A 12,703-nucleotide genomic window follows, 5' to 3' on the forward strand; every position below is an offset into this window, starting at 1 on the left:
TTACTTTTCCGAAGGTTAATATTAAACTTTGTCGAAATATATCTAAGGACTACCAGTAGTTATGTAAACTAACACTTAAACTAAAAGGGGAGTAATATATGTTTTATTGGAATCCTTGGCTAGATTTATATGCCAAGCAAGTGAAATTTTTTGTAAGACTTATGAAGCAACCAGAACCTTATTGGTCAACTCCTAATGAAGTATCCCTAGAAAAAGACACATTAAGGCTTAGGTATTTCCCAAACAAACACAAGAAACTGGGTAAACCTATACTTGTTCTACCACCTCAGGCAGGTCATCACAGTAACATTACAGATTATTCATCAAACCAAAGTCTTGTTAATACTTTTCATAAATACGGTTTTGATGTTTATGTAGCACAATGGTTAAGTCCAAATTATAAGCACAAAAACTTCGATATAAGCGATTATATCCGTCTAACTAATGATGCTGTTCATAATATTAGTAGTAGGACAGGCCATGACAGCATACATCTAGTAGGTCAATGCCAGGGTGGTTGGCAGGCAGCTATGTATGCCTCCCTTTTCCCCCAAAAAATCTCTAGCCTTGTTGTGGCAGCAGCTCCTATTAACTTAGAAGCTGAAAGAGGCCCTCTAAATGATTTCATAGATAATCTACCAATGAGTTTTTATGAATCTCTTGTGGCTTCAGGTTTTGGACTACTAAAAGGTGATCATATGTTAGCGGGCTTTAAGAATATGGATCCCCATAAGCATTATTACAAAAAGTATATTGACCTTTGGAATTTAATTTGGTTAGAGGATGAAAATGGTTTAGAAAGATTTGATAGGTTCACAAACTGGTACGAATTAACACAGGATCTACCGGGTAAGTTTTATTTAGAAGTTGTAGAAAAGATATTTAAGAATAATGGCATGGTTAATCCAGGAACTATAGAATTAAATGACAAAATAGAGGCAAAAGACAAGTGTGTAGACCTAACTAAAATAGATTGCCCTGTAATTCTAATGGCTGGAGAAAAAGATAATATAACTCCTCCTAACCAGTGTCTTGATATGAAAAATCATATTTCTACACCAAAAAAAGATATCATAGAAATAACAACTAAAGGTGGTCATATTGGTACTTTAATGGGAAAAAGCGCACTAAAAAATCACTGGACTACTGTCAGTAAAACCCTAGCCAATATTGCTTAATAACTTATCATCTCTAAACCAACTAACTGTTGCTGGCCATGAATGCTTAATTGCAAAATGGCCAGCGGTCGTACTTAGGTGACCCCCCCGAACACACAACTCTTTACCATTTGGTAAACGGTTTTTAATCGGAGCTGCCATTTCTTTAGGTGCAATATCATCAACCTCAGCTACTATACTCAAAATTGGCGTTTTGATATCTTCAAGAATTATTTTTGTGCCACCAAAGGTTAAGTTGTTATTGGATAGACGGTTTTCTTGATAAAATAATTTAATCCACTGAGAAAAGATATTTTTGGGCATCGGGACGGCATCATTCTCCCACTTATTCACAGCTCGAAACCACTTATAACTTTTCATTAACGGCATCCCCGGTAAAATATCCCCCATCAAAATATCACCCGAATATGTTGGAATATCAGTGATTTGAAAAGGAATTGTATCGGTTGGAAGAATATCTATAAAAAATTTAGGTAAAGCCTTAGTAGGTTCAAAAAGACCAGCTGTAGTAAAATCTATCGGTATGTTATAAAAAACCGCCCTTCTAAAAACCTCAGGGTAAAAGTATAGAGCTATTAAAGCATAAGTCCCTCCTTGACAATAACCAGCCAGGTTTATTTTTTCAATGTTACAAGCTTTTATGGTTTCAAAAACTGCCTCCATCATATAAGAAAAGATCTGTTCTTCAATTGAACATGATTCATTACAATTTGGTTCAGGATTCCATTCAAGCAAAAATACATTGAACCCTTCCTGACAAAGATGTTCTATTAAACTACAGTTAGGATAAAGGTCAAGTATGTATGAACGATTAATCGTAGCATAGACCATAAAAATATTATTGTTTTGTAGCCTATTTGAATTTTCAGTAGATTTAGCAAAATAGTGATATATTTTTGCTCCTTCGTTTTCGTAGAATAAGCGACAATCTTTTGAACTTGGTCCTAATAAACCAGGAAATTCTTTATTAAGTCCTTTTATTTGCTTAGGTAACCTAAAATAATATGTCTCTAAAAATAGTTGTATTTTTTCCTCTAGGTTGTAACCAATATTGTAACTTATAACGTAAGCCCCCCGGTTACTTCAAGAGCGGTACCGTTTATATAATCCGCCTCATCAGATGCTAAGAATAGATAAGCATTAGCTATATCCCTTGGTGTCCCTAGCCTTTTTAGAGGGGTATCATTTTCCATCATAGTCAAGACTTTTTCTGGCACTTTTTCTGTCATTGGTGTTTTGACAAAACCCGGAGCTACTGCGTTGACATTTATTCCCTTCCTCCCTAGCTCCTTGGCCCAACTCTTAGTCATTCCTATAACGCCAGCTTTAGTAGCAGAATAATTTGTCTGGCCAAAATTACCATATATACCTACTACCGATGAAGCATTAATTATTTTCCCACTGCCCTGAGACATCATTATCTCAGATACGACCTGCGTACAATTAAATACACCTGTTAAATTTACTTTAACTACTTGCTCCCAGTGTTCTTTTGAAATATCTTTTAATTTGCCATCTCTTGTAATCCCCGCATTATTCACAAGTATATCTATTCTTCCATAATAATCCTTTACTTTTGATACCATATCTTTAACCTGTTCCATATCTGATACATCGGTTTTAATATATTTGGCCTCTCCCTCATTCTTACTTATTTCACTAACAACATCTGCTTCGTCTATCAAATCAACCACTACTACCTTTGCACCTTCACCTGCAAAACGTTTTGAAGTTTCTTCACCAATCCCTCTAGCGCCTCCTGTTATTATGGCTACTTTATCTTTTAATCGCAAAACAAATTCCTCCCGTTACGTTGATTATTTCTCACTATTATTTTTCACCCTTGCTAAATTTTTCTTTCATTTCTAACAGGTAAGAATTGATTATATTTTCACTATCATAAGAATTATAAGATTCATTACCATCAATAAGTTCACCTAATTCATTTAAAATATCAGCCTCTTCTTGGCTTTCTTCAATAGAAGAAAAGTCAGAAAGTTCATTTGAAAACTCCTCTAAATATTTGTTTTTGTCAATTTCTCCACCAAAATTCTCACCGTATTCTTCATTATATTGCTTATATTTATAAAATAAATATCCATATATATTTTTCATATAGTAGTCACCTCTGCTTTCAAAAATTGTAATTATAATATCCCCGCAAGTTTTATACTTTATGCGATAAAATTTTTCCTGATATTTTGTATATAAAAGGACTGAAAAGTACAAACTCTACTTATGTAGGCAATTTAAATCGATAAAATATAATTTTAGAAATAAAGAAAGCAGGAGGTAGATACTTTGACTGAACAAACCCATAAAAGCAACGATATCCTAAAAAGCATGCTAGATAGTCAGCAAAGGTTTTTTGATATGTGGAAGAAAAACATGCTTTTATTTCAGCCTGATAATACACAAAGCAATTTAGGAGAACCTTTTGAGAGAATGATGAAGTTTTGGCAGGATGCGTTTAGAGGTAATGGTAATAATACAATGCAGATGCCCATGATGCCAATGCCCTTTGCAAATACTAATCAAAATATGCCTAGTAGCACAAACGATTTTTTCACACAATGGTTCAAATCTATGCCTCTTCCCATGGGTGTAGATGAAGAAACTTCTAAAAAAATATTCAATGATTCAAGTAATTTGCTTAACCAGCTTTATGAATTTTGGAATACATTTTTGTCCGGACCACAAAATTTTGACCCAAACCGTTTAAATCAAGTTACAAGGGACATGATGGATAATTACAATCAAACTTTGCAGCAGTTTTTTGCCCTAAATTTACCTGAACCTCTTAGAACCTTTTTTCAAGGAAGTATCGACGTAAACAAAGCTTTTAATGACACCATGCAGAATTTTACAAAGCCGTGGATGGAAAGTTTTGATAATTTTCATGATTCTACTAATCGAGCAGTCCAAGGTGATCAAAGCGCTCTTAATGAATTCTTTAGAACATGGCATGAAGCTTTTCAAAATTCCTATGGGAAGGTATTCAATATACCTGCTATGGGATTTAGTAGAGAAACCAACGAAAAAATACAAAAGAGTATTGAAGCTTATTTGGAATATGTTTATTCAACCAATGAATTTTCTCTTTCTCTTTATAAAGTTGGTTATGATGCCATGGACAAATTAATGAGCAAAATTCAGGAAGAAAACGAAAAAGGTAACCCTCCAAAAACTTTTAAAGAATTTTATGACCTCTGGATCGAAACAAACGAAGAAGTTTACTTAAATCTATTTAATCAAGAAAGTTTTGCCAAGATGCTAGGTAATCTAGTTGATGCAGGAGTAACTTTCAAACGTAGGCATGATGACCTGGTAATGGAAGCTTTAAATGAATTACCTATACCAACAGACCATGACATGGACAGTGTTTACAGTAAAATTTATGAGTTAAATAAACAGGTTAAAGACCACAAAAAAACAATCGAAAACCTTCAGGCAGAGTTAAAAGAAATGAAAATGAAATCAAAACATATCTAAAAGAGGTGATAAACCACAATGTTTGCTATTGATGTCCAAAAAAACGCAGAAGAGATCTTTAGAACGCAAAAAAATCTGCTAAAGGGAGCAGATACCCTACTTTCTATTAGCCAAGAAGATGTAGATGTAGCTAGTACCCCTAAAGAGTTGGTATATCAAGAAGACAAAATGAAGCTTTATCATTATAAACCCGTAAATAAAGAAACAAGTGCTGTACCGACAGTAATAGTTTATGCCCTGGTAAACCGCCAGTACATGATGGATATTCATGAGGAAAATAGTGTCATACGTAACTGGCTAGAATTAGGGTTGGACGTTTATATAATTGATTGGGGTTACCCCGATAAGTCAGATAAGTACGTTACTATGGAAGACTATATTGACGTTTATATGAACAATGCCATAGACGTCATACGCGAACGTAACAATGTGGACAAAATCAACCTGTTAGGAGTATGTCAGGGCGGCACTTTCGGTACTATATACACAGCTCTGTATCCAGAAAAAATCAAAAATCTTGTTACAATGGTCTCTCCTATAGATTTTTCTAAAGTAGACGGTCTTTTGTTTCACTGGAGTAAATTTATGGACGTTGACAAATTAGTTGATTCTTATGGTGTGATTCCAGGAGATTTTATGAATTTTGGCTTTTTAATGCTTAAGCCTTTTCAGTTAAACATAGACAAATATGTAGGGCTTTTGGATAATATTGATGATCCAGAAGTAGTAAAAGACTTTTTAAGGATGGAAAAATGGATTTTTGACAGCCCTGCCCAGGCAGGGGAAGCATTCAGAAAGTTTATTAAGGACCTTTATCAAGAAAACAAGTTGATAAATAACGAGTTTGAACTTGGCGGGCGTAAAGTAGACCTCAAAAATATTAATATGCCTGTACTAAATGTCTTTGCCGAAAAAGATCACCTAGTACCTCCATCAACCAGTAAACCTCTAAATGACGCAATATCTAGCATTGATAAAGATACTCTTTCTGTCAGAGGTGGACATATAGGCATTTATGTAGGTTCAAAATCTCAAAAAGAAGTAGCACCTGGAGTAGCAGAGTGGTTAAACAAACGCTCTGATGGAACAAAATCTGTTAGACATTACAAATTTTAATTAAAGGAGGAAGATAAAATGTCAGCTTCTGATAGTTCAACCGCAAAAAAACTAAACGACAATTATATTTTAGAAAAATTAGACTATGACTTACAGCCATTACCATTAGAAGATAAAGTAGCGGTTGTAACCGGTGGTGCCAATGGAATTGGAGCTGCAATTTCAGAAAAATTAGCTAAGCTTGGCGCTAACGTTGTTATTAATTACAACAAGAGTCAAAAACAAGCCCAGGAAGTAGTAAGTAAAATCCAAGATGAAGGAAGTGAAGTACTGTCCGTTGCAGGAGATGTAGCACAGGTTGATGATATGAATTATTTAGCTAACCAAACTTACAATAAGTTTGGCAAAATAGATTTGCTGATTAATAATGCAGGCATTACAAAGGATAACTTGATGACCAAGATGGAGCCTAAAGATTGGTACAAAGTAGTGGATGTTAACTTAAATGGTGTATTTAACAGTACAAATGCTGTACTTCCTGCAATGAAGGAGCAAAAAGATGGCTGTATAATAAATATAAGCTCAATAATTGGCCAGATGGGTGGTATGGGACAATGTAACTACTCTGCAGCAAAAGCAGGAATTATTGGGTTTACAAAATCTTTAGCCCAGGAAATGATAAAGTACAATGTAAGAGTGAATGCCGTATGCCCTGGTTTTGTAGAAACTAAAATGACAGAAAAAATTCCGGATAATATAAAGGAAAAAATAATTAAGAAAATCCCCATGGGGCGCTTTGCTGATAAAGAAGAAATAGCCCATGCTGTAACATTTTTGATCGTTCATGGTACATATATTACAGGTCAAACGATAAACATCAACGGAGGAATGTACATGTAAAATAAGGCCTAATGACATCCTGTCATTAGGCCTTATTTCTCCTGCTTTCTCATCAAGATGTATTGCAATCAAAAACAAAACTTTGATCATATCACTTTTTAAAGCCTGGATCACATTTGTTATTTAACCCCCCACCTTAGAAGGTGGGGGTAAGCGTTTAAATAGAAAGTTTAATACGAACCATCTAATACGAGCTAGAGGAAGATATTTTAGTAAAAGCTCTTAGCCTTTGCAAAATTTCCATGCCTTCTTGTATAATCTTTTCGGTACTGGGTTCTTCTTCATGTAACTCATCTCTAAATCTAGAAAAAGAATTTAAAAAATAGTCATCAAGGTACCTCGATGCATCTGGATTTTTATTAACTATTTCATCTTTAAATTCTATTCCTGCAGTTTTGTCAGGACTTTTCACCAAAACTTTTTGATCAAAAAAATTAGCAAAGTTCAACATACTTTCCAGCGTTTTATCAAGTTCTCCTGTCCTTTTCAAATAGTTTAAATCTTCTTCAAATCTATATACTTTATCATTAAATTCATTGTAAAACAAATAATCACCACCTCAAAAGTTTAAATAAGTTTACTCTTTAACTCCCTTATAATATCTTCCCCGTCTAACCCTCTAGCATCTATCACAGGTACAGGTGCTTCTACATTTTGCACATTTGTCATATTTTCATCTCTGCCGGAAATTATAATAGCCGAAACCTGCTCGTTACTATCAATTTCAACCGGTTCAAACCCATTTTCCCTTAAAGGGTTTTCAAGATGACTTAGATCTTCTTCTAATGCTACCTTTTTCAATTTTATCATCTCCTTTTTATATTACTTAACTTTTACATTTTTATCATTTACATAGCAAAACAGTTTTATTATAATTCAACATTCATTCAAAAACTTCTTTTAATTTTCGGATAAGTTGCTTCCGTTAGATGTTGACTCTATACAATATCATGTTAGAATATAGCTAAGTGTGTTTAAAGGGAGGGAAAGACCATGTTAGAACTATCCAAGGAAGAAATAGAAACTGTGCAGAAAGTAGCTGACAGCATTTTAAATGAGTTTGAAAACACTCCGGAGAATTTGATTCCTATTTTGCAAAATTTACAAGACAGGCTTCAATATGTTCCTGGCCCTGCTATGGAAAAGGTTGCAGAATCATTAGATATTCCAGAAGTTGATGTCTTTGAAGTTGTAACCTTTTATAATCAATTTCGTTTATACCCACCAGGCGAAAACCAATTTAAGGTTTGCATGGGCACCGCCTGTTATATGGTGGGAGGCGAAATAGCTTTAGATTCTTTTGAAAGAAGACTAGATATAAAAGAAGGTGAAACTACTGAAGATCGTAAGTACGGTTTAGAGAGGGTAGCATGTGTAGGATGTTGTTCTATGGCTCCTGTAGTCGTAGTAAACGACAAGATTGAAGGTCATGTTACACCTACTCGTGTAGATGGACTTTTATTTTCACATGACGAGGACAAAAAAGAAAATAATACTGATGAAAAATCTGATGACAAACCAAAGGAAGGGGAAGAAAAATGAGCAGTACTTCCATTGAACAAAAATTTCAAAATATTAAAAAAGAAGCAGAAGAAAATATAGCTTCGTTAGATGATAAAACGGTTATATATGTTGGCTCTGCATCATGTGGTCTTGCAGCAGGTGCTAAAGAGGTTAAAGATGCTTTTATTAATAAGTTAGATGAAAACAATATAGAAGCTGAGGTAAAAGAAGTCGGTTGCATGGGATTTTGTTATGCTGAACCGATAATATTCATATCTAGACCTGGTTTTCCTACTTTAGTCTATGGATATGTTGATGAAGGCCTCGTAGAGAGTCTGATCAAAAATTATTTGATTGAAGATGATCCTTGCTTTGAGTTTGCATTAGTAGCTACTGAAGTGAACGACTTTTTTCCTACTTTTGCTGATTTTCCGAGAGGGGTTTATGAAGAAAAACAAATTCTAAATGAATGCGGCTTTATAGATCCAGAAGAAATCGACCATTATGTTTCCCGAGACGGCTATCAAGCTTTGTCAAAAGCTCTATCCTCTAGTCCAGTGGAAATTTTGGAAGAGGTAAAAAATGCAAACTTAAGAGGAAGAGGTGGTGCAGGTTTTCCGGCAGGTAAAAAATGGGAAGCTTGCCTGAGTAACGATGGAGATGAGCGCTATGTCATCTGTAATGCTGACGAAGGGGACCCTGGTGCCTTTATGGACCGAATAATGCTTGAATCTAATCCCCACATGGTAATTGAGGGAATGGTCCTTTGTGCTTATACTATAGGTGCCAAGAAAGGTTATCTTTACATTAGATCTGAATATCCTCAAGCCGTAAAAAAAGTTCAGAAGGCAATAGAGCAGGCAAAAGAAAAGAACCTGCTTGGTGATTCTATACTAGGAAGCGACTTTTCCTTTGACTTAGAAGTCTTTCAAGGTGCCGGAGCTTTTGTCTGTGGAGAAGCTACGGCTTTGATCGAGTCAATGGAAGGTGGTTCCGGGATACCTCAGACAAGACCACCAAGAATGGCCCAGTCAGGATATAAGGACAAGCCTACTGTTCTAAATAACGTAAAAACCTTTGCCTATGTACCTTTAATTATAAATAATGGCTCTGACTGGTTCAAATCTACAGGAACTGAAGGTAACCCAGGCACAGCTGTTTTTGCCTTAGTTGGTAAAATTAATAATACAGGCCTAGTAGAAGTTCCAATGGGTACCACCCTTCGTACTCTAATTTATGACGTAGGAGAAGGCATACCCGGAGAAAAAGAATTTAAAGCAGTCCAAATCGGGGGTCCTTCCGGGGGTTGTCTCCCTGAATCAGCTTTGGATATCCCTATTGACTTTGATTCACTTGGAGAAGCAGGCGCAATGATGGGCTCTGGCGGCCTAGTTGTTATGGACGAAAATGACTGTATGGTTACAGTAGCTAAGTATTTTCTTGAATTCACCCAACAGGAATCCTGCGGCAAATGTACTTTCTGTCGCCTTGGCACCAAGCAAATGCTTGATATTTTGACAGATATCACTAAAGGCGAAGGCACCTTGGAATCGCTCGAATTATTAGAAGAGCTAGCAGTTGACATTAAAGATGGGTCATTATGTAATCTTGGTAAGACAGCACCAAATCCTGTTTTGACTACCCTGCGTTATTTTAAAGATGAATATCTAGCTCATATTAATGATGGGGTCTGCCCTGCCAAAATGTGTCAGGACTTAATAGTATATTATATCGTTCCCGAAAGATGCAGTAAACTTTGCAGTGCTTGTGTTGGTAGCTGTCCTACTGAAGCTATTTATACTAGAGATGATGGTCTAAAAGCTATCGAGCAAGAAAAATGTGTTAAGTGTGACAATTGCCTAAAAGCTTGTCCACCTGAATATTACGCAGTCGAAAAGCTATCACCTCCTGAAAAGCTTAAAGAACTTGAAGAAAAGGAAGGGAATTAATATGAGTAAAAATACAGTAACAATATCTATTGATGAGAAAAAGTTAAAAGTCCCTGAGGGCGAAAAAATACTGTGGGCAGCTTTAGAGAATGATATTTATATTCCAAATTTGTGTGCAATAAAAGATTTAAAGAAACCAGCTGCGAGCTGTCGGCTTTGTTATGTCGAGGTTGAAGGAAAAGATGAACCTGTAACAGCTTGTAGTGAAAAAGTTACTGATGGAATGATTATAAAGACCAGATCTGACAAAGTAGATAGACTTGTAAAGACTGCATTTGAGCTATTAATTGCTGATCACGATCTTAACTGCGGTAAATGTCCCAAAAACAAAAATTGCGAGCTGCAGAAAATATCTAAAGAAAGAGGACTCAAGCTGAAACAAAAACGCTTTAGAGATTCAGAGAAAGAAGCAGAAATAGATGACTCACCAAAAACTTTTGCTATGAATCCAAATCGTTGCGTTCTTTGTGGACGCTGTATCTATGCAGATAGAGAAATTGCAAAAGTAGGCGCAATTGGTTTCACTGAAAGGAGCCTACAAAGATGTATATCTACTTTTAAAAATCTTCCTATTTCAGAATCAAAATGCATCGAGTGTGGAGAATGTGTTAAAGCTTGTCCTGTAGGAGCATTGTATTTCAAAGAATAATATAACCAGCGAAAGCACCTGCCTCTACCAACGTGACTTATGGTATCAGGCAGGTGCTTTTAATAAGTATTAACAATAAGCTATAATTGAACTTTAATAAAATAATTGGTCAACAAATCATAAGTATTAGAAGGTAAATATAGACTTTATGTTGAAATATTACTTCCATACCAGTAAAAAGGAGTGACCAAAATGTATTTAAGTAATCTTAATGAAAAAGAAAAAGTTATCTTTTTAGAAATTGCAAATAATGTCGCCAAGGCCAATGGGAATATTGATGCAACTGAACAGACTTTTTTGGACCACTATATTGACCAATTACAATTAGATAAAAATGAAATAGAATTCAAAAACTTAACAATAGAAGAAGCTGTCAAAAAAATTGACTCTGAAAAATCTAAAAGAGCAATTTTTATAGAATGTGTTGCATTAGCATTTGCAGACGAAATATACCATGAAGAACAAAAAGAGGTTATTTATAAATTAAAAGAAGCTTTTGGCTTTTCGTTTCACTTTTATCACAGCGTCAAAAATTGGGTGATCAGAGTTAATGAGCTTTATAAAAAAGGAATGGAGTTAATTGAATCGGATATTGACTAAGTAACTGCATATCCTTCTTCAGTAATAATACTTTTTATTTGATCTTCCTCAATTAAACCAGGATCAAATGAAACCTTTACAAGACCTTCTTCAAGATTTACTTCGACATTTTTTACCCCATCTACATTTAATGCTTTTTCAACAGCTGCTTTACAGTGTCCACAAGACATACCTTCAACTTTTAATTGGATATCTTTCGAATTATCGCCACAGCATTTTGACATAATTTACACCTCCATTTTATTTTTACCCTCCCCCACAGGGGGCGTATTGGTCACTTAATAAAATACCATACTTCGTCCCGAACTGTCAAATATAATATAATTTTTAAATTTCAATTTTTAAAACAATCCCCTACAAACCATTATGTAGTTGACCGGCTTTGTTTTTTTATGTTAAAATAGACCCATCCCACGGGGGAGGAGGTATTTCCAATATGTTTAATAATCCAATCTGGCTTGTATTACTAATATGCCCTTTAATCCACATAATTATGATGCTATTTATGAAAGGTGGATGTCACAAAGGGCAAGAACATGGAAAGGATAATGATCAAGGTCATAATACACAAAATCCGGAAAATAAAAATTGTCATTAAGAAAATTGTTTTTGAGACAGGAAATATAATTTTTGGAAGGGAGGTGAAATAAAATGAAATTTAAAACTTTCTTAATTTTAGCTGTAGTAGCGTTATTAGCAATCTCAGTAACTGTAGGTTTTACACAAGCTGACAACAATCAAGAACTATCTTCCGAGCAGTTAGAATTAATGAAGCAGGATAATCCTGATTTGAATGAAGAAGAAGTAACCGCAATGTATGAAAATTGCGATGAGATGAATGAAGAAAAAGGGGAAGAAATGTATGAGGCATGCCATGGTGAAGATGGCTCTATGGACGAAATGATGAATAATCATCATGACAATATAGATAATCACCATGACAATAATCACCATGACAATATGATGATGTTTTAATTAAATTTTGATGGTTGGTCAAACCCCTATTTTGGCCAACCTTTTTACTATTTTCCCCGGTGTTTAAATACTTCCATTAGTTCATTAATAACTTCTTCATCATCACCTTTTTTAATCGCACTTTTTACACAAGAGTTCAAATGGCCTTCTAACATTTGATCACTTAATTTTTTTAAAGATGACTGTACAGCTGAAATTTGGTTTATAATGTCTATACAGTATTTTTCTTCTTCTATCATTTTTTCTACGCCTTTTAAATGTCCAATAATATTTTTTATTCTCAAAAGCTCTTCTTTATTTCTTTGTGCCATCGATAATCCTCCTTCCCTGCCCCCTGGGGTAGTTTTTTATACAAAATATCATACCATCTGATTATTGTCAAAGCAAGAGCTAAGCTAAAA

General features: G+C 34.8%; 17 protein-coding genes. 10 read left to right on the plus strand and 7 right to left on the minus strand.

The window, feature by feature from the left end; translation table 11 throughout:
• Positions 1–98 precede the first annotated feature (98 nt).
• Positions 99–1,178 (plus strand): alpha/beta fold hydrolase, encoded by a 1,080-nt coding sequence (locus ACONDI_RS08605; protein WP_241078126.1) that lies wholly within the window; start codon positions 99–101, stop codon positions 1,176–1,178.
• On the opposite strand, the gene ACONDI_RS08610 is transcribed toward ACONDI_RS08605, so the two are convergent.
• The 3 genes from ACONDI_RS08610 to ACONDI_RS08620 all read right to left on the minus strand — a co-directional run bounded on the left by ACONDI_RS08610 (position 1,161) and on the right by ACONDI_RS08620 (position 3,293).
• A complete protein-coding gene (locus ACONDI_RS08610; RefSeq protein WP_241078127.1) occupies positions 1,161–1,913 on the minus strand; it encodes a hypothetical protein in 753 nt (250 codons plus the stop codon). The genes ACONDI_RS08605 and ACONDI_RS08610 overlap by 18 nt on opposite strands.
• A 323-nt stretch (positions 1,914–2,236) precedes the next feature.
• A complete protein-coding gene (gene fabG, locus ACONDI_RS08615; protein WP_241078128.1) occupies positions 2,237–2,971 on the minus strand; it encodes a 3-oxoacyl-ACP reductase FabG in 735 nt (244 codons plus the stop codon).
• A gap of 37 nt (positions 2,972–3,008) precedes the next feature.
• A complete protein-coding gene (locus tag ACONDI_RS08620; protein ID WP_241078129.1) occupies positions 3,009–3,293 on the minus strand; it encodes a hypothetical protein in 285 nt (94 codons plus the stop codon).
• 186 nt (positions 3,294–3,479) lie between these two features.
• Between ACONDI_RS08620 and ACONDI_RS08625 the strand changes: the two genes are divergently transcribed.
• The 3 genes from ACONDI_RS08625 to fabG (ACONDI_RS08635) are packed head-to-tail and all read left to right on the plus strand — an operon-like array spanning position 3,480 to position 6,626.
• Positions 3,480–4,670, plus strand: a complete 1,191-nt coding sequence (locus ACONDI_RS08625) for a poly(R)-hydroxyalkanoic acid synthase subunit PhaE (protein WP_241078130.1) — start codon at positions 3,480–3,482, stop codon at positions 4,668–4,670.
• Positions 4,671–4,688: 18 nt separating this feature from the next.
• Positions 4,689–5,786, plus strand: coding sequence for a class III poly(R)-hydroxyalkanoic acid synthase subunit PhaC (phaC, locus tag ACONDI_RS08630; RefSeq protein WP_241078131.1), 1,098 nt, complete (start codon positions 4,689–4,691; stop codon positions 5,784–5,786).
• Between the two features lie 18 nt (positions 5,787–5,804).
• Positions 5,805–6,626 carry a 3-oxoacyl-[acyl-carrier-protein] reductase gene (gene fabG, locus ACONDI_RS08635; RefSeq protein ID WP_241078132.1) on the plus strand — a complete coding sequence of 274 codons (822 nt, stop codon included), beginning with the start codon at positions 5,805–5,807 and terminating at the stop codon, positions 6,624–6,626.
• Positions 6,627–6,810: 184 nt separating this feature from the next.
• On the opposite strand, the gene ACONDI_RS08640 is transcribed toward fabG (ACONDI_RS08635), so the two are convergent.
• Positions 6,811–7,173, minus strand: a complete 363-nt coding sequence (locus ACONDI_RS08640) for a hypothetical protein (protein WP_241078133.1) — start codon at positions 7,171–7,173, stop codon at positions 6,811–6,813.
• A gap of 20 nt (positions 7,174–7,193) precedes the next feature.
• Positions 7,194–7,427: a YkuS family protein gene (locus ACONDI_RS08645; RefSeq protein WP_241078134.1), complete on the minus strand. Its 234-nt coding sequence runs from the start codon at positions 7,425–7,427 to the stop codon at positions 7,194–7,196.
• 192 nt (positions 7,428–7,619) lie between these two features.
• Here ACONDI_RS08645 and ACONDI_RS08650 point away from each other — a divergent pair, with 192 nt between their 5' ends.
• From ACONDI_RS08650 to ACONDI_RS08665, 4 genes are all read left to right on the plus strand, one after another.
• Entirely contained in the window at positions 7,620–8,168 is a 549-nt protein-coding gene (locus tag ACONDI_RS08650; RefSeq protein ID WP_241078135.1) for an NADH-quinone oxidoreductase subunit NuoE family protein, read from the plus strand.
• Positions 8,165–10,078, plus strand: coding sequence for an NADH-ubiquinone oxidoreductase-F iron-sulfur binding region domain-containing protein (locus ACONDI_RS08655; RefSeq protein WP_241078136.1), 1,914 nt, complete (start codon positions 8,165–8,167; stop codon positions 10,076–10,078). Before ACONDI_RS08650 ends, ACONDI_RS08655 begins: the two co-directional genes overlap by 4 nt.
• A gap of 1 nt (position 10,079) precedes the next feature.
• Positions 10,080–10,727, plus strand: a complete 648-nt coding sequence (locus ACONDI_RS08660; protein ID WP_241078137.1) for a 2Fe-2S iron-sulfur cluster-binding protein — start codon at positions 10,080–10,082, stop codon at positions 10,725–10,727.
• A 192-nt stretch (positions 10,728–10,919) separates the two neighbouring features.
• On the plus strand, positions 10,920–11,327 hold the full coding sequence (locus ACONDI_RS08665; RefSeq protein ID WP_241078138.1) for a tellurite resistance TerB family protein: 408 nt from the start codon (positions 10,920–10,922) through the stop codon (positions 11,325–11,327).
• On the opposite strand, the gene ACONDI_RS08670 is transcribed toward ACONDI_RS08665, so the two are convergent.
• A complete protein-coding gene (locus ACONDI_RS08670) occupies positions 11,324–11,551 on the minus strand; it encodes a heavy-metal-associated domain-containing protein (RefSeq protein ID WP_241078139.1) in 228 nt (75 codons plus the stop codon). The two genes, ACONDI_RS08665 and ACONDI_RS08670, sit on opposite strands and share 4 nt — an antisense overlap.
• Before the next feature lie 212 nt (positions 11,552–11,763).
• On the opposite strand from ACONDI_RS08670, the gene ACONDI_RS08675 reads away from it, so the two are divergent.
• The gene (locus ACONDI_RS08675) at positions 11,764–11,925 is read left to right on the plus strand and encodes a hypothetical protein (RefSeq protein ID WP_241078140.1); all 162 of its coding nucleotides are present in this window, start codon (positions 11,764–11,766) and stop codon (positions 11,923–11,925) included.
• A gap of 53 nt (positions 11,926–11,978) precedes the next feature.
• Complete coding sequence (locus ACONDI_RS08680) at positions 11,979–12,302, plus strand: hypothetical protein (protein WP_241078141.1); 324 nt, start codon at positions 11,979–11,981, stop codon at positions 12,300–12,302.
• Positions 12,303–12,349: 47 nt separating this feature from the next.
• Here ACONDI_RS08680 and ACONDI_RS08685 read toward each other — a convergent pair whose 3' ends face one another.
• A complete protein-coding gene (locus ACONDI_RS08685) occupies positions 12,350–12,613 on the minus strand; it encodes a metal-sensitive transcriptional regulator (RefSeq protein ID WP_241078142.1) in 264 nt (87 codons plus the stop codon).
• Positions 12,614–12,703: the final 90 nt, after the last annotated feature.

It is taken from the genome of Natranaerofaba carboxydovora, assembly GCF_022539405.1.
Lineage (GTDB): Bacteria > Bacillota > Natranaerobiia > Natranaerobiales > Natranaerofabaceae > Natranaerofaba > Natranaerofaba carboxydovora.